This is a genomic window from Bradyrhizobium sp. CCBAU 11361, from assembly GCF_028128935.1.
GTDB classification, from domain to species: Bacteria; Pseudomonadota; Alphaproteobacteria; order Rhizobiales; family Xanthobacteraceae; genus Bradyrhizobium; species Bradyrhizobium niftali.
Window position 1 is genome coordinate 91,506 of sequence record NZ_LBJZ01000008.1, and the last position, 17,480, is coordinate 108,985.

General features: G+C 64.5%; 14 protein-coding genes. 6 read left to right on the forward strand and 8 right to left on the reverse strand.

The features are described 5' to 3' along the window. Window positions 1-6 precede the first annotated feature (6 nt). The 6 genes from XI08_RS04110 to XI08_RS04135 form a co-directional block, all read right to left on the reverse strand. Complete coding sequence (locus XI08_RS04110) at window positions 7-1,812, reverse strand: gamma-glutamyltransferase family protein (protein ID WP_271573453.1); 1,806 nt, start codon at window positions 1,810-1,812, stop codon at window positions 7-9. Between the two features lie 87 nt (window positions 1,813-1,899). Next, entirely contained in the window at window positions 1,900-2,889 is a 990-nt protein-coding gene (locus tag XI08_RS04115; protein ID WP_271573454.1) for an ABC transporter ATP-binding protein, read from the reverse strand. Then, window positions 2,886-3,872, reverse strand: a complete 987-nt coding sequence (locus tag XI08_RS04120) for an ABC transporter ATP-binding protein (protein ID WP_271573455.1) — start codon at window positions 3,870-3,872, stop codon at window positions 2,886-2,888. The genes XI08_RS04115 and XI08_RS04120 overlap by 4 nt, the downstream gene beginning before the upstream one ends. Window positions 3,873-3,885: 13 nt before the next feature. Continuing rightward, on the reverse strand, window positions 3,886-4,857 hold the full coding sequence (locus tag XI08_RS04125; RefSeq protein WP_271571041.1) for an ABC transporter permease: 972 nt from the start codon (window positions 4,855-4,857) through the stop codon (window positions 3,886-3,888). A gap of 10 nt (window positions 4,858-4,867) precedes the next feature. Continuing rightward, a complete protein-coding gene (locus XI08_RS04130) occupies window positions 4,868-5,848 on the reverse strand; it encodes an ABC transporter permease (protein ID WP_271573456.1) in 981 nt (326 codons plus the stop codon). A 105-nt stretch (window positions 5,849-5,953) separates the two neighbouring features. After that, a complete protein-coding gene (locus XI08_RS04135) occupies window positions 5,954-7,549 on the reverse strand; it encodes an ABC transporter substrate-binding protein (RefSeq protein WP_011085661.1) in 1,596 nt (531 codons plus the stop codon). 399 nt (window positions 7,550-7,948) lie between these two features. On the opposite strand from XI08_RS04135, the gene XI08_RS04140 reads away from it, so the two are divergent. The 6 genes from XI08_RS04140 (at window position 7,949) to XI08_RS04165 (ending at window position 15,795) form a co-directional block, all read left to right on the forward strand. Next, complete coding sequence (locus tag XI08_RS04140; protein WP_135172372.1) at window positions 7,949-8,206, forward strand: DUF6489 family protein; 258 nt, start codon at window positions 7,949-7,951, stop codon at window positions 8,204-8,206. After that, window positions 8,206-9,006, forward strand: coding sequence for an esterase/lipase family protein (locus XI08_RS04145; protein WP_271573457.1), 801 nt, complete (start codon window positions 8,206-8,208; stop codon window positions 9,004-9,006). Before XI08_RS04140 ends, XI08_RS04145 begins: the two co-directional genes overlap by 1 nt. A 47-nt stretch (window positions 9,007-9,053) precedes the next feature. Next, window positions 9,054-10,604 (forward strand): WS/DGAT/MGAT family O-acyltransferase, encoded by a 1,551-nt coding sequence (locus tag XI08_RS04150; protein ID WP_271573458.1) that lies wholly within the window; start codon window positions 9,054-9,056, stop codon window positions 10,602-10,604. A gap of 10 nt (window positions 10,605-10,614) precedes the next feature. After that, a complete protein-coding gene (locus tag XI08_RS04155) occupies window positions 10,615-11,610 on the forward strand; it encodes an alpha/beta fold hydrolase (RefSeq protein WP_271573459.1) in 996 nt (331 codons plus the stop codon). Window positions 11,611-11,758: 148 nt separating this feature from the next. Continuing rightward, complete coding sequence (locus XI08_RS04160; RefSeq protein ID WP_271573460.1) at window positions 11,759-14,995, forward strand: bifunctional cytochrome P450/NADPH--P450 reductase; 3,237 nt, start codon at window positions 11,759-11,761, stop codon at window positions 14,993-14,995. Window positions 14,996-15,120: 125 nt separating this feature from the next. Then, complete coding sequence (locus XI08_RS04165) at window positions 15,121-15,795, forward strand: spermidine synthase (protein WP_271573461.1); 675 nt, start codon at window positions 15,121-15,123, stop codon at window positions 15,793-15,795. A gap of 142 nt (window positions 15,796-15,937) precedes the next feature. On the opposite strand, the gene XI08_RS04170 is transcribed toward XI08_RS04165, so the two are convergent. Both XI08_RS04170 and XI08_RS04175 read right to left on the reverse strand, forming a co-directional pair. Beyond that, entirely contained in the window at window positions 15,938-16,402 is a 465-nt protein-coding gene (locus XI08_RS04170; RefSeq protein ID WP_271573462.1) for a nuclear transport factor 2 family protein, read from the reverse strand. A 125-nt stretch (window positions 16,403-16,527) separates the two neighbouring features. Beyond that, complete coding sequence (locus XI08_RS04175; RefSeq protein ID WP_271573463.1) at window positions 16,528-17,442, reverse strand: alpha/beta fold hydrolase; 915 nt, start codon at window positions 17,440-17,442, stop codon at window positions 16,528-16,530. Between the last annotated feature and the right edge of the window lie 38 nt (window positions 17,443-17,480).

The window sequence follows — 17,480 nt, forward strand, 5'->3', positions numbered from 1 at the left end:
TGTCCATCAGCGTCCTGCTGCGTAGCCTTGCATGCCGCGCGGATTAGCGGCGGCGCGGCGGCGCACCCCGACGCGCGAGGCCGCGGTGAGGCGGCCCTCGGACCAGTCGGGCCCGATCTCGACGATATGTCCGCGCTCGCGCAGAGTCTCGATCGTCGCCTTCGGTACGCGGTTCTCGACCACGAGCACGCCGGGGCGCGCGGTGCGCGGCCAGAACGAGATCGGGAAATGCTCGGAATGCCAGGCCGGCGCGTCGATCGATTCCTGAAGGTTGAGATTGCAATGGACGTGGCGCAGGAAGAATTGCGTGATCCATTGGTCCTGCTGGTCGCCGCCCGGCGAGCCCCAGGCGAGATACGGTTCGCCGTCGCGCAGCGCCATGGTCGGCGACAGCGTGGTGCGCGGCCGTTTGCCCGGTGCGAGTGCGGCGGGATGGTCCTCCTCCAGCCAGAACATCTGCGCGCGGCTGCCGAGGCAGAAGCCGAGTTCAGGAATGATCGGTGAAGATTGCAGCCAGCCGCCCGACGGCGTCGACGACACCATATTGCCGGCCTTGTCGATGATATCGAAATGCACGGTGTCGCCGCGCACCTCGCCGAAGCGTCCGACCGTCGGCTCGCCGGCGCCAAGCGCGCCGACCGCTTCGCGCTGGCCTTCGGCGCGCCGTAGCTTGACGACACCGCCAAAGCCCTCGACCGAGCCGGGGCGGAAGTCGAGCGAGGCCTTGTCGGTGACGAGCTTGCGGCGTTCGTCGTTATAGGCATCCGACAGCAGCGTCGCGATCGGGATCTCGTTGAACTTCGGATCGCCGTAGAACTTTTCGCGGTCAGCGAAGGCGAGCTTGGCGCATTCGATCTGGAGATGGATGAATTCCGGCCCGGTCGGGTCGAGCCCGTCGAGCGCAAAGCCCTTGAGCAGCGCGAGCTGTTGCAGCGTGACCGGGCCCTGGCTCCAGACGCCGGCCTTGCAGACGGTGAAGCGGCCATAGTCGTAGGTGAGCGGCGCCTCGACGGTCGGCTGCCATCGTGCCATGTCGTCGGCCGAGAGAACGCCGCGATGCGGCGAGCCGCTGACGTCCATCACCTCTTGCGTGCGGCAGAATTTGTCGATGGCTTCCGCGACGAAGCCGTGCGACCAGGCCCTTCGCGCACGCTCGATCTCGGAGTCGCGGCCACCGTCGCCGCTCTCGGCCTCGCTGAGAATGCGGGCGTAGGTCGCGGCCAGCGTCTTGTTGGTGAAGAGCGTGCCGGGCCTCGGCACTTCGCCGTTCGGCAGGTAGACCGCGGCCGAGGTCGGCCAGTGCTTGCGGAATAGCTGCTCGACGGTCTGGATCGTGGCGCAGGCGCGCTCGACCAGCGGATAGCCGTCGCGGGCATAGGAGATCGCGGGCTCCAGCACGTCGCGCACGCGCATGGTGCCGTAGTCTCGCAAGAGCATCATCCAGGATTCGAAGGTCCCGGGCACGCAGGCGGCGAGCAGGCCGGTGCCCGGCACCATGTCGAGGCCTTCGCTCTTGTAATGCGCAATGGTGGCGCGCGCCGGCGCCGGGCCCTGGCCGCAGATCACCTCGGTGCGGCCGCGCTTCACGTCGTGGACGATAACAGGCACGTCGCCGCCGGGGCCGTTCAGATGCGGCTCGACCACCTGGAGCGTGAACGCGGTGGCGACGCCGGCATCGAAGGCGTTGCCGCCCTTTTCCAGAATCGCCATGCCGACGGCGGTCGCGATCCAGTGCGTGGTGGCGACGACCCCGAACGTGCCCTCGATCTCGGGACGCGTCGTGAAGGGATCCGGATTGACGTTGCTGGCCATGGGATTTCGTTACCTTAGTTGTGGCGCGCGCAATTGATCACAGGCGATGCCGTGCCGCCAATGCGCAGGCCGCATGGCACGCGCGCGTCACGCCGGTACCGGCGCGGTGTTAACCGCATGGCAGGCGACGCCACCGATCAGCTCCGGGGCTTCCTTGCGGCAGAGATCGAACGCCAGCGGACAGCGTGGATTGAAGGCGCAGCCGGGCGGCGGATTGATCGGGTTCGGGATCTCGCCCTTGACCGGAATGCGCTGGCGGCCGCTCATGGCAAGATCGGGCACGGCGCCCAGCAGCATCTTGGTGTAGGGCATGCGCGGGCGGGCAAACAGCTCGCGTCCTTCCGCGATCTCGACGATGCGGCCGAGATACATCACGCCGACGCGGCTCGCCATGTGGCGGACCACGGCAAGGTTGTGGCTGATGAACATGTAGGTCAGGCCGAACTTGTCCTGGAGGTCGCGCATCAGGTTCAGGATCTGCGCCTGTACCGAGACGTCGAGCGCCGAGGTCGGCTCGTCGCAGACGATGAACTCGGCGTCGGAGGCAAGCGCCCGCGCGATCGCGATACGCTGGCGCTGGCCGCCGGAGAATTCATGCGGAAACTTCAGCCGGTCGTCGGGATGCAGGCCGACGAGGGTGAGCAGCTCGCCGACGCGCGCCTGGATGTCGCGCTCGCCCTGGATCAGGTCGAAGGCGCGGATCGGCTCGGAGATGATGGCATCGACCCGGAAGCGCGGGTTCAGGCTCGCATAGGGATCCTGGAAGATCATCTGGATGCGGCGGCGCAGCTTTCGCCGCGCCGGCGCCTGCCGCGGGTCCGCCATCGAGACGCCGTCGATCTGGACGTCGCCGGAGCTCGGCGGCAACAGGCCGACCACCATCCGCGCCACCGTGGTCTTGCCGGAGCCGGACTCGCCGACCAGCGCAAAGGTCTCGCCCTTCCTGATGTCGAAGGTGACGTTGTCGACAGCCTTGAGATATTCGAGATGCCCGCCTTCCAGCACGCGGTTCAGCCAGGGCTTCGAGACGTCGAAGACGCGGCGCAGATTTGTGGCCTGGACGAAAGGGGCGCTCATGCCGCGCTCTCCGCCGGCACATCATCATAGAGATGGCAGGCGACCGATTGCGCGCCCCGCGGCAGTGGCTCCGGCCGATCGACACGACAGCGGTCGAATGCGAACGCGCAGCGCGGATTGAACGAGCAGCCGCGCGGAATCGCCGACAGGCGCGGCATGGAGCCGGGGATCTGCACCAGGCGCTTGTCCTCGCCCGCGAGCGTCGGGATCGCGCCCATCAATCCTTTTGCGTAGGGATGCAGCGGGTTCCTCACGACGTCCTGCACCGGACCGATCTCGGCGACGCGGCCGGCATACATCACCGCGACGCGATCCGAGGTTTCCGCGATCACGCCCATGTCGTGCGTCACCAGCATCACCGCGGTGCCGTGGTCGCGGCCGAGCCGTTTGATCAGCGAGATGATCTGCGCCTGCACGGAGACGTCGAGCGCCGTGGTCGGCTCGTCCGCGATGATCAGCTCCGGCTCGGCGCAGATCGCGAGCGCAATCACCACGCGCTGGCGCATGCCGCCGGAGAACTCGTGCGGATAGCCGTCGATGCGCTTTTCCGGCGCGGGAATCCCGACTTCGGCGAGCAGGTCGATGGCGCGGCGGCGAGCCGCCTGTTCGGACAGATTGAGGTGGGTCCGGATCGTTTCCACGATCTGGTCGCCGACCCGGTACAGCGGATTGAGCGAGGTGAGGGGATCCTGGAAGATCATGCCGATGCGTTTGCCACGGATGCGGCGCATCTCCTCCGGCGGCAGATTGTCGATGCGCATGCCTGCGAGACGAATCTCGCCGCCGGCGATGCGGCCGGGAGGATCGATCAGGCCGATTACCGCGAGGCCGGTGACGGATTTGCCGGCGCCGGATTCACCGACCACCCCCAGCACCTCGCCCTTGGCGATGTCGAAGGAGACGTCGTCGATGGCGCGCAACGTGCCGCGGCGGGAGGCGAACTCCACCTGGAGATTGCGGACGGAGAGAACAGGGTCGGTCATGGGCGACGCACACTCATCGAAGTTTCGGGTTGAGCGCGTCGCGCAGCCAGTCGCCGAGCAGGTTGATGGAGAGGATCAGCGCGGCGAGCGCGAGCCCGGGGAAGGCGACGATCCACCATTCGCCCGCGAACAGATAGTTGTTGCCGATGCGGATCAGCGTGCCGAGCGAGGGCATGGTGTCGGGCAGGCCGACGCCGAGGAAGGACAGCGTCGCCTCGGTGATGATGGCGAGCGCGAGGTTGATGGTGGCGATGACCAGGATCGGGCCCATCGTGTTCGGCAGCACGTGCCGCAGCATGATCACGGGAGCGGGCAGGCCGATCAGCTGCGCGGCGGCCACGTAGTCCTTGTTCTTCTCGACCATCACGGAACCGCGCACGGTCCGGGCATAACCCACCCAGAAACTCAGACCGATCGAGATCACCAGCACCACCAGCATGCTGGTCGCATCCAGTCGGTTGCCGAGGATCGATTTGGCGATGCCATTGACCAGCAGCGCGATCAGGATGGCGGGGAAGGTGAGTTGGACGTCGGCGATTCGCATGATCACGCCGTCCACCGCGCCGCCGAAATAGCCGGCGATCAGGCCGAGCGCGATGCCGAGCGCACCGGCAAAGATCACGCCGGCCACGCCGACGGCGAGCGAGATGCGCATGCCGTAGAGGATGGCGGAGAACACGTCACGGCCCTGTTCATCGGTGCCGAGCAGGAACGGGCTCTGGCCGTCGGCGGTCCACAGCGGCGAAATCCGCGAGTTCATCAGCTGAAGTTGCGCCGGATCGAACGGGTTCTGGACCGCAAGCCAGGAGGCAAAGATCGCAAGCAGGAAGAACAGGACCGTGATGGCCGCTGCAACCATGGTGAGCTTGGAGCGGCGGAAGGAATAGAAGACGTCGCTGTCGAGCGCGCGGCTGAGCCAGCCGCGGGCGGCGTGCGTCGGCTGCGTGCTCTGCTTGTCGGAATTGGAGACGACTGCGTCGGACATGCAGGTTGCCTTATGTCGCGCGGCCGACGGTCGAGCGCAGGCGCGGATCGACCACGGTGTAGAGGATATCGACCACCAGATTGATGGTGACGAAAATCAGCGAGACCATCAGCAGGTAGGCGGCCATAATCGGGATATCGACGTTTTGCACGGCCTGAACGAACAGAAGTCCCATGCCCGGCCACTGGAACACGGTTTCGGTGATGATCGAAAATGCAATAACCGAGCCAAACTGGAGCCCGGCTACCGTGATGACGGGAATGAGCGTGTTCTTCAGCGCATGGCCGAAATGGATGGCACGGGTGGTCAGCCCCCGGGCGCGCGCGAAGCGGATATAGTCGGTTCGCAGCACTTCCAGCATCTCCGCGCGCACCAGCCGCATGATCAAGGTCATCTGGAACAGGCCGAGCGTGATCGAGGGCATGATCAGCGCCTTCAGGCCCGACAGCGTGAGCAGGCCCGTCGTCCACCAGCCGAGCCTGACCACCTCGCCGCGGCCGAAGGAGGGCAGCCAGCCCAATGTCACCGCGAACAGATAGATTAGGAGGATGCCGATCAGGAACGTCGGCAGCGAGATGCCGATCAATGAGACCGCCTGGAATAATTTGGCGAGCGCGGTGTCGCGCTTCAGCGCCGAATAGACGCCCATCAGGATGCCGAACACCATTGCAAATACGGTCGCGCAGATCGCAAGTTCCAGCGTCGCGGGCATGCGCTCCATCAATAGCGTCGAGACCGGCTGGCGGAACTGATAGGAGATGCCGAACTTGAACTGCGCAGCATCGCCGAAATAGCGCACGAACTGCACCGGCACGGGATCATCGAGGCCGAGCGACTTGCGCACGGCTTGGCGTTCGGCCGCCGACGTGTCGATCGAGACGATCTGGTTCACGGGATCGCCGGCGAATCGAAACATCGAGAACGCGATGATGCCGACGGCGAACATGACGCCGATAGCCTGAACGGCGCGGCGAAGAGTGAAAGCGAGCATTTCTTCCACTGTCCTTGGGTGTGCTTGCAGCCGACGCCTATGTCAGCCGGAAAAAGGAAAGGTCCCGGAAGCCTGACGCTCCCGGGACCTTGTGTTCAACTGACGCTATTCCTTCTTGGTCGCCCAGTGGAACATGACCAGATTGTCGGCGCGCTGCGGCAGGTTGACCTTCTTCGAGACGCCCCAGGCCAGCGCCTGCTGGTGCAGCGGGATATAGGACCAGTCCTTGTTGCCGATTTCGTAGGCCTGCTTGATCAGCTGGTTGCGCTTGGCGGTGTCGGTTTCGACCAGCACCTTGTCGGTGATGGCGTCGAACTCCTTGTTGCAGTAGCCGCCGAGATTGGCCTCGCCCCGCGAGGATTTCGCATCGTCGCGGCAGCCCATGATGTCAAAGAGCACGTTGTGGGAGTCCATCGTGCTCGGCGTCCAGCCCAGCATGTAGAACGAGGTCTGGTAGCCGCCTTGCTTCAGCACCTTGGCGAAGTACTGCGCCTTCGGCTGCGCCAGCAGATTGATCTTGACGCCGATGCGGGCGAGCATGCCGACGACGGCCTGGCAGATCGCGGCGTCGTTGACGTAGCGATCGTTCGGGCAATCCATGGTGACCTCGAAGCCATCGGGATAACCGGCCTCGGTCAGGAGCTTCTTGGCGCCGTCGGGATCGAATTTCGGCCGCGTGAATTCCTTGGACAGTATGAACAGCTCCGGCGCGATCATCAGCGCCGACGGCGTCGCCAGCCCGCGCATCACGCGCGTCTTGATCAGCTCGATGTCGATCGCCTTGTAGAACGCCTCGCGGACCTTGATGTCCTTGAACGGGTTCTTGCCCTTGATGTTGGAGTAGAGCAGCTCATCCCGCATCTGGTCGAAGCCGATGAAGATGGTGCGCAGCTCCGGCCCCTTCAGCACCTGGGCATTCGGGCTGGAATCGACGCGGGAGATGTCCTGGATCGGCACCGGCTCGATGACGTCGACTTCGCCCGAGAGCAGGGCGGCGACGCGGGTGGCGTCGGAGGAGATCGGAGTGAAGATGATCTCCTTCAAATTGCCTTCGACCTTGCCCCAGTAATTGGGATTGGCCTTGAACACGGTCTTCACGCCGGGCTGATGGCTCTCGATGATGAAGGGACCGGTGCCGTTCTCATGAAGCGAGGCGTAGCTCGGCGTGGTCGCCGCCACCGGCGTCGGATCGACGACGTTGTTCTCCTCGGCCCATTTCTTGTCCATGATGTACCAGACATCCCACGCGTTATGCAGGATGGGGTTGGGCGAGGGCAGGACGAAATCGACGGTGTAGTCGTCGACCTTGACCACCTTGACGTCGGGCGCAAGGCGGGTCTGCATGTTCGACCCCTTCTTGCGGACGCGATCGGCCGAGAACACCACGTCGTCGGCGGTGAAGGGGTCGCCGTTGTGGAATTTAACGCCCTTGCGCAAATGGAAGCGCCAGCGGGTCGGCTCTGGAGTTTCCCAGCTTTCCGCCAGCGCCGGAATGATCTTGAGGTCCTTGTCGCGCGCGGTGAGGCCTTGATAGACGTGACCGAGATGGGCGTGGGTGGTGCTCTCGTTGAGTGTATAGGGATCGAGCGATTTCAGGTCACCCTGGTTGGCATAACGTAGCGTCTGGCTCGACGCCGGCGAGACCGCCAACGCAAGCGTACCGGCGAGCGTCGCCGCAAACAGAGTTCGTCCGACTGACATTCTTAACCCTCTCCACTCTGCCGCGCCGTGATTTTTGATTGTTCGGCGGGGCTGATCAATCCATGTTGCCCAGAGTTCACGACCCGTGCAAGCGCCATTCCAGCAAGGAACGCGCCAAGTTGCACCGCTGTGCAGCAATGCTGACCGGCAATCTAGGGGAGGTCGGCGCGCGAATGACATTCGACTTTCGACCTGTGAAGTCCTGGGATAAAGGGAAACTGGCCCTGTCGGCCGTTGGCGTCTCGGCCGTCCGCGCTGCGGTCGCGGCCGAGCGATTTGATTGACCATACCCGCCGATTGCGGGAGCCTGCGCCCCACAGCGCGTCCGAGGTCGCTTGCGTTGCACACCGTGTCGCGGCGATACTCGGACAGACTGCTCGAATCTCATCCGGAGGGGACATGAAAGTTAACATCGAAATCGACTGCACCCCCCTCGAGGCCCGTCAGTTCTTCGGATTGCCGGACGTCTCGCCGATGCAGATTGCCGTCATGGACAAGCTACAGCAGCAGGTCCTGAGCAATATCGACAAGGTCTCGCCGGAATCGCTGATCCAGAGCTGGTTCACTTTCGATCCGAAGATCGCCGAGCGGTTTCAGGACATGTTCGTTACCATGGCCGGCCTCGGCGGAACGCGCAGCAGCGACAAGAAGAAGTAATGGCGCCCGGGCGGGACGGGCCGCAACCGTCAGACCGGCTTCGTCCGCCGGGCCTTGGTTTGCTGCTCGCCGAAGCCCGCGGGCTGTTCGAGTTCAACGCCAGCCTGCTGTTGTCGCCGGTCCTGATGCGCGCGCCCAGGGGCGACGGCCATCCGGTGCTGACGTTGCCCGGCTTTCTCGCTAGCGATCTTTCGATGGCGCCGATGCGGCGCTATCTCAGTGAGCTCGGCCATGAGGCACATGCCTGGCGGATGGGCCGTAATCTCGGCGGACTGGGGCGGATGCGGGAGGCTCTTCGTGTCCGCCTCGCCGAGATCCACGCCGCGACGGGGCGCAAGGTCAGCCTGGTCGGATGGAGCCTCGGCGGCGTCTATGCCCGCGATCTCGCGCTCCAGGCGCCCGACATGGTCCGTTACGTCGTGACGCTCGGCAGTCCTTTCGCCAACGATGTGCGGGCGACCAATGCCACGCGGCTCTACGAGGCGCTGTCCGGCGAGCGGGTCGAGGATTTTGCCGACCTGCGCGAGGCGATCGCCGGCGATCTGCCGGTGCCGGCGACGTCGATCTATTCCCGCGCCGACGGTGTCGTGAACTGGCGGACCTGCCTATTGCGCCCCTCGGACCGTGCCGAGAACATCGAGGTGCACCTGGCGAGCCATATCGGGCTCGGCGTGAACCCCGCAGCGCTGTGGGCCGTGGCGGACCGGCTGGCGCAACCGGAGGGGGAATTTTCGCCATTTGACCGGGCAGGGCCGTTTGCCATTGCATATGCCCCGCCGGAGCGGGCAATATCGGCCTGACGAGAAGCGCCGTCCAAGGCGCCCGTCAAATCTTGCGGGAGGGAACTATGGCTGACGGTAAGAAGCTGTCGTCGCTGGATGCGTCGTTTCTCTATCTGGAAACGCCGGAAATGCCGATGCATGTCGGCAGCATGGCGATCTTTCGCCTGCCCGACGATTACAAGGGCGACTTCTTCGAAGACTTCAAGGCGATGATTGTTTCGCGCCTGCACATCGCGCCGATCCTGAAGGCGCGGCTGGAGAAGGCGCCGCTCGACATCGATCATCCCTCCTGGGTCGAGGACGATCAGTTCGACATCGACCGTCACATTTTCCGCGCCAGCCTGCCGCAGCCGCGCGACCGCGCCACGCTCGAGCGCATCGTCGGCTGGATGCACGCCAAGCTCCTGAACCGCGCCCGCCCGCTGTGGGAGTTCTACGTGTTCGAGGGCATGAAGGACAACGAGGTCGGGCTCTATTCCAAGATGCACCATGCCGCCATCGACGGCGGTGCCGGTGCGGCGCTGACCAACATGATCTACGACATCTCGCCGATTCCGCGGAAGGTCGATCCGCCGGCAGCGGGAGCCAAGCCCGGACAGGAGCCGCGCGACATCGCCGCCAACCTGCTCGATTCCTACCAGCAGCTCTTCAGCCAGCCGCTCGATGCCTCGGCGGCTGCGAAGAACCTGCAGCTGCCGCGCACCGGCAAGAGCGACATCGGCTCGATCCTGTTCGACAACGCGATGTACCAGATCGAGAGCGCGGTGCGCTTCGCCGGCAACATCCCGACCGTGCTCAAGAGCGTGTCCGACGTGCTCGGCAAGGTCGCCGATCCGAAGTCGCGCGAGAGCCTGGCCAGCATGGTGTCGCCGCCGACCATGCTCAACAAGACCATCTCCTCGGAGCGCAGCTTCGCCGGCGTGTCGATCCCGCTGTCGCGGGCGAAGGCGCTGGCCAAGCAGGCCGGCGGCAAGCTCAACGACGTCGTGCTGGCGCTCGCCTCCGGCGTGGTCCGCCGCTATCTCCAGCAATACGGCACGCTGCCGGCGAAATCCTTGACCGCCGCCGTGCCGATCTCGCTGCGTGAGGAAGGCAACACCGAGGCCAACAACCAGGTGTTCGGCATGATCTGCGCGATCGCGACCAACATCGACGATCCCAAGGCGCGACTGGAGGCGATCATCGCGCAATCGACCAAGTCCAAGGAGATGTCGCATCCGCTGCGCGCCCTCATGCCGCAAGTGTCCAACATCTCGATGCTGGGTGCGCCGATCATGGTGCAGATCCTGGCGCTGCTCTACAGCCGCTCGAACCTGTCGGACGTGCTGCCGCCGGCCGCCAACATCACGGTGTCCAACGTGCCCGGGCCGCGGCAGACGCTCTACGCCGCGGGTGCCGAGCTGTTGCATATCTTCCCGGTGTCAATCTCGACGCACGGGCAGGCGCTCAACATCACCGTGCAGAGCTATCGCGACCAGCTCGATTTCGGTTTCATTGTCGGCGCCAACATCATTCCGCATGTGCAGGTGATGTGCGACATGCTGCCCGAGGAGTTTGCTTTGCTGGAGGCGGCCTATGCGCCGCCAGAGGCCGACGTCAAGGGCGCTGCTGAGTAGGAATGTCCCGATGATCGAAATGCCGCCGCTCAAGTTCGTGCAGACGAACGGAATCCGCATGGGTTACTACGAGGCGGGTCCGGTCTCCGACGCCCCGCCGATGGTGCTGTGCCATGGCTGGCCGGAGCTCGCCTTCTCCTGGCGCCATCAGATCAAGGCGCTGAGCGAGGCCGGAATCCGGGTGATCGCGCCGGACCAGCGTGGTTACGGCGCGACCGACCGGCCCGAGCCGGTCGAGGACTACGATATCGAGCACCTGACCGGCGATCTCGTCGGTCTGCTCGATCATCTCGGGATCGACAAGGCGATCTTCGTCGGCCACGACTGGGGCGGCTTCATCGTCTGGCAGATGCCGTTGCGGCACGTCGACCGGGTTGCGGGGGTTGTCGGCATCAACACGCCGCATACCAACCGTGCCTGGGCCGATCCGATCGAGCTGCTGCGCGCGCGGTTTGGCGACAAGATGTACATCGTGCAGTTCCAGGACCCGTCGCGTGAACCTGACAGGATCTTTGGCAGTCGCGTCGAGCAGACCTTCGATGCGTTCATGCGCAAGCCGGCGCCGCGCCCGCCCGATGCGCCGGCAGAGGAAGTGATTGCCGGCGTGGGCGCTTCGCCGCGGGTCAATCTCGCGTTTCCGCAGATGATCGCGGCTTACGACGCGAAGCACGATCCGCGTACGCCGATCCTGTCGCCGGAAGAGAAGAAGGTGTTCGTCGACAATTTCACCAGCACCGGCTTCACCGGTGGCATCAACTGGTACCGCAACATGTCGCGCAACTGGATGCGCGCCGAAGGGCTCGATCATACGGTGCGCGTGCCGTCGCTGATGATCATGGCCGAGAACGATGCGGTGTTGCCGCCGTCTTCCGCCGACGGCATGGACAAGCTGATTCCCGATCTCGAAAAATATCTGGTCCGCGACAGCGGCCATTGGACGCAGCAGGAGAAGCCAGAAGAGGTCAGCGCCAAGTTGATCGAATGGCGTAGAAGGCGATTTGGCTAATTTGTCATTGCGAGCGAAGCGAAGGAATCCAGGAATCCTTCCGCGGTAAAGGTCTGGATTGCTTCGTCGCATCAGCGCAAAATTGCTTCGCAATTTTGTCGCGAGCTCCTCGCAATGACGAGGGTTACTGAGGGGGAAGCGCACGTCAATGTCATCCAAGAATCGTCTGGACCCGATTCCGCAGCCGCCGACCAAGCCGGTGGTCGGCAACATGCTGTCGCTGGACTCGGCCGCCCCGGTGCAGCACCTGACGCGGCTCGCCAAGGAGCTCGGGCCGATCTTCTGGCTCGACATGATGGGCTCGCCGATCGTCGTCGTCTCCGGCCACGATCTCGTCGACGAGCTCTCCGACGAGAAGCGCTTCGACAAGACGGTGCGCGGCGCGCTGCGGCGCGTGCGCGCGGTCGGCGGCGACGGCCTGTTCACGGCCGACACCCGCGAGCCGAACTGGAGCAAGGCGCACAACATCCTGCTCCAGCCCTTCGGCAACCGCGCCATGCAGTCCTATCACCCGAGCATGGTCGACATCGCCGAGCAGCTCGTCAACAAATGGGAGCGGCTCAACGCCGATGACGAGATCGACGTCGTCCACGACATGACCGCCCTGACGCTGGATACGATCGGCCTGTGCGGTTTCGAGTACCGCTTCAATTCCTTCTACCGGCGCGACTACCATCCCTTCGTCGAGTCGCTGGTGCGCTCGCTCGAAACCATCATGATGACGCGGGGTCTGCCGTTCGAGCAGATCTGGATGCAGAAGCGGCGCAAGACGCTCGCCGAAGACGTCGCCTTCATGAACAAGATGGTCGACGAGATCATCGCGGAGCGCCGCAAGAGTGCAGAGGGGATCGACGACAAGAAGGACATGCTCGCGGCGATGATGACCGGCGTCGACCGCTCGACCGGCGAGCAGCTGGACGACGTCAACATCCGTTATCAGATCAACACGTTCTTGATCGCTGGCCACGAGACCACAAGCGGCCTGTTGTCCTATACGCTCTATGCGCTCTTGAAGCATCCCGACATTCTCAAGAAGGCCTACGACGAGGTCGATCGCGTCTTCGGTCCCGATGTCAACGCGAAGCCGACCTATCAGCAGGTGACACAGCTCACCTACATCACGCAGATCCTGAAAGAGGCGCTGCGGCTGTGGCCACCGGCGCCGGCCTACGGCATCTCACCGCTGAGCGACGAGACCATCGGCGGCGGCAAGTACAAGCTCAGGAAGGGCACGTTCATCACCATTCTGGTGACGGCACTGCATCGCGATCCCTCCGTCTGGGGGCCAAATCCCGATGCCTTCGATCCCGAAAATTTCAGCCGCGAGGCGGAGGCCAAGCGGCCGATCAATGCCTGGAAGCCGTTCGGCAACGGCCAGCGTGCCTGCATCGGCCGAGGCTTTGCCATGCACGAGGCCGCGCTCGCACTCGGCATGATCCTCCAGCGTTTCAAGCTGATCGACCACCAGCGCTACCAGATGCACCTGAAGGAAACGCTGACGATGAAGCCGGAGGGCTTCAAGATCAAGGTTCGCCCGCGCGCCGATCGCGAGCGCGGTGCTTATGGCGGGCCAGTCGCCGCTGCATCCTCAGGGCCAAAGGCACCGCGCCAGCCGACGGCGCGGCCCGGCCACAACACGCCGATGCTGGTGCTTTACGGCTCCAATCTCGGCACCGCCGAGGAACTCGCGACGCGCATGGCCGATCTTGCCGAGATCAACGGCTTTGCCGTGCATCTCGGGCCGCTCGACGAGTATGTCGGCAAGCTGCCGCAGGAGGGCGGCGTGCTGATCATCTGCGCCTCCTATAACGGAGCGCCGCCGGACAATGCGACGCAATTCGTCAAATGGCTCGGCGACGACCTGGCGAAGGATGCCTTTGCCAATGTGCGCTACGCCGTATTCGGCTGCGGCAACAGCGACTGGGCCGCGACCTATCAATCGGTGCCGCGCTTCATCGACGAGCAATTGTCGAAGCACGGCGCGCGCGCGGTCTATCCGCGCGGCGAGGGCGATGCGCGCAGCGATCTCGACGGCCAGTTCCAGAAATGGTTCCCGGCGGCTGCGCAGGTCGCGACCAAGGAGTTCGGCATCGACTGGAACTTCACCCGCACCGCGGAGGACGACCCGCTCTACGCGATCGAGCCTGTCGCGGTGACCGCCGTCAACACCATCGTCGCCCAGGGCGGCGCAGTGGCGATGAAGGTGCTGGTCAATGACGAGCTTCAGAACAAGAGCGGGTCCAATCCGTCGGAGCGATCGACGCGCCATATCGAGGTGCAGCTGCCGTCCAATATCACCTATCGCGTCGGCGATCATTTGAGCGTCGTCCCGCGCAACGACCCGACGCTGGTGGATTCGGTTGCCCGCCGCTTCGGCTTCCTGCCGGCCGACCAGATCAGGCTTCAGGTCGCCGAAGGCCGCCGCGCGCAATTGCCGGTCGGCGAGGCCGTGTCGGTCGGCCGCCTGCTCAGCGAGTTCGTCGAGCTGCAGCAGGTGGCGACGCGGAAGCAGATCCAGATCATGGCCGAGCACACGCGCTGCCCGGTGACCAAGCCGAAGCTGCTGGCCTTCGTCGGCGAGGAGGCCGAGCCGGCCGAGCGCTACCGCACCGAGATTCTGGCGAGGCGCAAATCGGTGTTTGACCTGCTGCTCGAGTATCCGGCCTGTGAATTGCCGTTCCACGTTTATCTGGAAATGCTCTCGCTGCTGGCGCCGCGCTATTACTCGATCTCCTCCTCGCCGTCGGTCGATTCGGCGCGTTGCAGCGTCACGGTCGGCGTGGTCGAAGGGCAGGCCGCCTCCGGACGCGGCGTCTACAAGGGCATCTGCTCGAACTATCTCGCCAACCGGCGCGCGGGCGATGCCGTCTACGCCACCGTGCGTGAGACCAAGGCCGGCTTCCGGCTCCCGGATGATCCATCGGTGCCGATCATCATGATCGGACCGGGCACGGGACTTGCGCCGTTCCGCGGCTTCCTCCAGGAGCGCGCCGCGCGCAAGGCGAAAGGCGCTGCGCTCGGTCCGGCCATGCTGTTCTTCGGCTGCCGCCACCCCGACCAGGATTTTCTCTACGCCGACGAGCTCAAGGCCTTGGCTGCAAGCGGCATCACCGAGCTCTTCACCGCATTCTCGCGCGCGGATGGACCCAAGACCTATGTGCAGCACGTGATCGCAGCGCAGAAGGACGAGGTCTGGCCGCTGATCGAGCAGGGCGCCATCATCTACGTTTGCGGTGACGGCGGCAAAATGGAGCCCGACGTGAAGGCGGCGCTCGTTGCGATCCATCGCGAGAAGAGCGGTAGCGATGCCGCCGCCGGTGCGCGCTGGATCGAGGAGATGGGCGCGAAGAACCGCTATGTGCTCGACGTCTGGGCGGGCGGTTAGCCGTAGATTGTAGGGTGGGTTAGCGAAGCGTAACCCACCATGTTTCAGCGCAGGCAGAACGAAGTTGGTGGGTTACGCCTTCGGCTAACCCACCCTACGATTTCCGATCGTGCTAAAGCTCGCGCATGATTCCCTGGGAAAAGATCGATACCGCCCAAATCCCCGGTTCCGATGGCGAGCTCCGCCTGATGCGGCGCGGCAAGGAGTTCTCCATCATGCTCGGCACCAACGAGCTGATGAACAGCCGCCTGTCGGGCTCCGAGGCAGCGCTTGCGACATTGGCGGCGAAGCAGATCGAGAAGGTCGCAAACCCCGTCGTCCTGATCGGCGGCCTCGGCATGGGCTTTACGCTGCGTGCAGCCCTTGCCGTGCTCGGCAGCAAGGCGAAGATCGTGGTGTCCGAGCTCGTGCCGGCGGTGGTCGCCTGGGCGCGAGGTCCGATGTCGCAGGTTTTCGGCGACAGTCTTGATGATGTCAGGGTGAGCATCCGCGAGACCGATGTCGCCGAAATCATCCGGACGAAGGGATCGGCCTTCGACGCCATTCTCCTCGACGTCGACAACGGGCCGGAAGGGCTGACCCGGAAGGGCAATGATGCACTCTACAACGCGAGCGGGTTGAAAGCGGCCAAGACGGCGCTGCGGCAGGGCGGCGTGCTCGCCGTCTGGTCGTCGGGGCCCAACCCGGCATTCACCAGGCGCCTTGGGAGCGCCGGCTTCGACGTGAATGAAGTCAATGTCCGCGCCACCGGCAGAGGCGGCGGCGCGCGCCATGTGATCTGGATCGCGAGGAAGGGCTAGGCGGTTATTTGTAGCCCGGATGGAGCCAACGGGTCGCGCGAATGCGCGCCCGATGACAGGCTCCGCGCAATCCGGGGGCGATCGATCCGCATGCAAGGTGATCCCGGATTACGCTGCGCTCCATCCGGGCTACGCCTCCGAGCTAGAACATCGTGTTGTTGTTCGCCGGATTTTCCGGGATCGGCTGCACGACGTCCCAGTGCTCGACGATCTTGCCGTTTTCCAGCTTGAAGATGTCGACGATCGCGTTGCCCCTTGTGCCGGGTTCGCGAACCGCGTGCACGTGGAGAATGACATAGTCGCCGTCGACGAACGAGCGCTTGATCTCGCTGTGCGAGTTAGGAAACTTTTCACGGAGGAAGCCGATGAACTTGCGGAAGCCGTCCGGACCATCGGCGGCGTTTGGATTGTGCTGCACATAGCGATTGCCCATATAGGCGATGGCTGCATCGGCGTCCTTCTGATTGAGGCCCTTCTCGTAGAAGGCAAGCACGGCGGTGCGATTGGCCTCTTCCTGCGCGCTGCCGGCGCTCGCGGCGCCGTTGCCGAGGGACAGCATGAGAATGGAGGCCGCAATCATTGCGACAGGCCGGACGATGGGATGCATGGGAGCTCCGAGAGGCCGCAGCCTCTGTCTTGCGATTGAGGGAGGCCTGTATAGCTTCCGTGCCGGCGTGCGTTAAGAGAGTAACCGGAAGCTCACATGGTCACCGTGAGGAGACCTGCGTCGGTCTACGCTGCCCGTGCTGCCGCACCATGCGCGTGCTTATCGATGGCACCGATGATCTCGGGCCAGAAGCGCATCGGCAGCGCGTGGCCCATGCCGTTGATCATCAACAGCTTTGCGCCGGGGATCGAGGCCGCCGTGTCCTTGCCGCCTTCGGGATGGACCAAGGGATCCACCGTGCCGTGTATCACCAGCGTCGGTGCTTTCACGCTATGCAGCCGTTCCTTGCGGCTGCCGGAGGCAAGCACGGCGCGCAGTTGCCGGCCGACGCCGGCCGGATTGAGCCCGCGCGCGAACACGCGCTCGGCACGACCAGGGTCGAGCGCTTCCTCCTCCGGAAAGGACCCGGCGCGCAGCACCTTCCAGGTCTGGCCGAAGCGGACGATGAACTCCTCCTTGCTGCGCGGCGGCGGTGCCATCAGCATCGCGGCGGCTTCGCGTGTCGGCGGCGGCACGCGCGGATTGCCCGTCGTCGACATGATCGAGGTCAGCGAGCGCACGCGCTGCGGAAACGACAGCGTCACCTCCTGCGCGATCATGCCGCCCATGGAGGCGCCGACCAGATGCGCCGACTTGATGCCGAGCGCGTCCATCAGGCCGACGGTGTCCTTGGCCATGTCAATCAGCTTGTAGGTTGCGGCGACGGGAATCTTGAGGAAACGAAGCTTCAGCAGCTCGAGCGGCGTCAGGCGTTTGCCGCCCGTCAGATGGCTCGACTTGCCGATGTCGCGATTGTCGAAGCGGATCACGCGAAAGCCGTGCACGGCGAGCTGCTCGCAGAACGCATCGTCCCAATGGATCATCTGCGCCCCGAGCCCCATGATCAGCAGCAGCGGCTCGGCGTTGTCGTCGCCAAAAATCTCGTAGCAAATGTCGATGCCGTTGGCGCGGACGGTCTGGGGCGGCTGATGGGCGTTCACGGGCGCGGTCCCTCCTGCTGATCGATGCTGTATCGCAC

Coding starts and splice junctions, on each gene's coding strand:
- XI08_RS04110 (WP_271573453.1), bottom strand. CDS start 1,812: ATGGCCAGCAACGTCAATCCGGATCCCTTCACGACGCGTCCCGAGATC.
- XI08_RS04115 (WP_271573454.1), bottom strand. CDS start 2,889: ATGAGCGCCCCTTTCGTCCAGGCCACAAATCTGCGCCGCGTCTTCGAC.
- XI08_RS04120 (WP_271573455.1), bottom strand. CDS start 3,872: ATGACCGACCCTGTTCTCTCCGTCCGCAATCTCCAGGTGGAGTTCGCC.
- XI08_RS04125 (WP_271571041.1), bottom strand. CDS start 4,857: ATGTCCGACGCAGTCGTCTCCAATTCCGACAAGCAGAGCACGCAGCCG.
- XI08_RS04130 (WP_271573456.1), bottom strand. CDS start 5,848: ATGCTCGCTTTCACTCTTCGCCGCGCCGTTCAGGCTATCGGCGTCATG.
- XI08_RS04135 (WP_011085661.1), bottom strand. CDS start 7,549: ATGTCAGTCGGACGAACTCTGTTTGCGGCGACGCTCGCCGGTACGCTT.
- XI08_RS04140 (WP_135172372.1), top strand. CDS start 7,949: ATGAAAGTTAACATCGAAATCGACTGCACCCCCCTCGAGGCCCGTCAG.
- XI08_RS04145 (WP_271573457.1), top strand. CDS start 8,206: ATGGCGCCCGGGCGGGACGGGCCGCAACCGTCAGACCGGCTTCGTCCG.
- XI08_RS04150 (WP_271573458.1), top strand. CDS start 9,054: ATGGCTGACGGTAAGAAGCTGTCGTCGCTGGATGCGTCGTTTCTCTAT.
- XI08_RS04155 (WP_271573459.1), top strand. CDS start 10,615: ATGATCGAAATGCCGCCGCTCAAGTTCGTGCAGACGAACGGAATCCGC.
- XI08_RS04160 (WP_271573460.1), top strand. CDS start 11,759: ATGTCATCCAAGAATCGTCTGGACCCGATTCCGCAGCCGCCGACCAAG.
- XI08_RS04165 (WP_271573461.1), top strand. CDS start 15,121: ATGATTCCCTGGGAAAAGATCGATACCGCCCAAATCCCCGGTTCCGAT.
- XI08_RS04170 (WP_271573462.1), bottom strand. CDS start 16,402: ATGCATCCCATCGTCCGGCCTGTCGCAATGATTGCGGCCTCCATTCTC.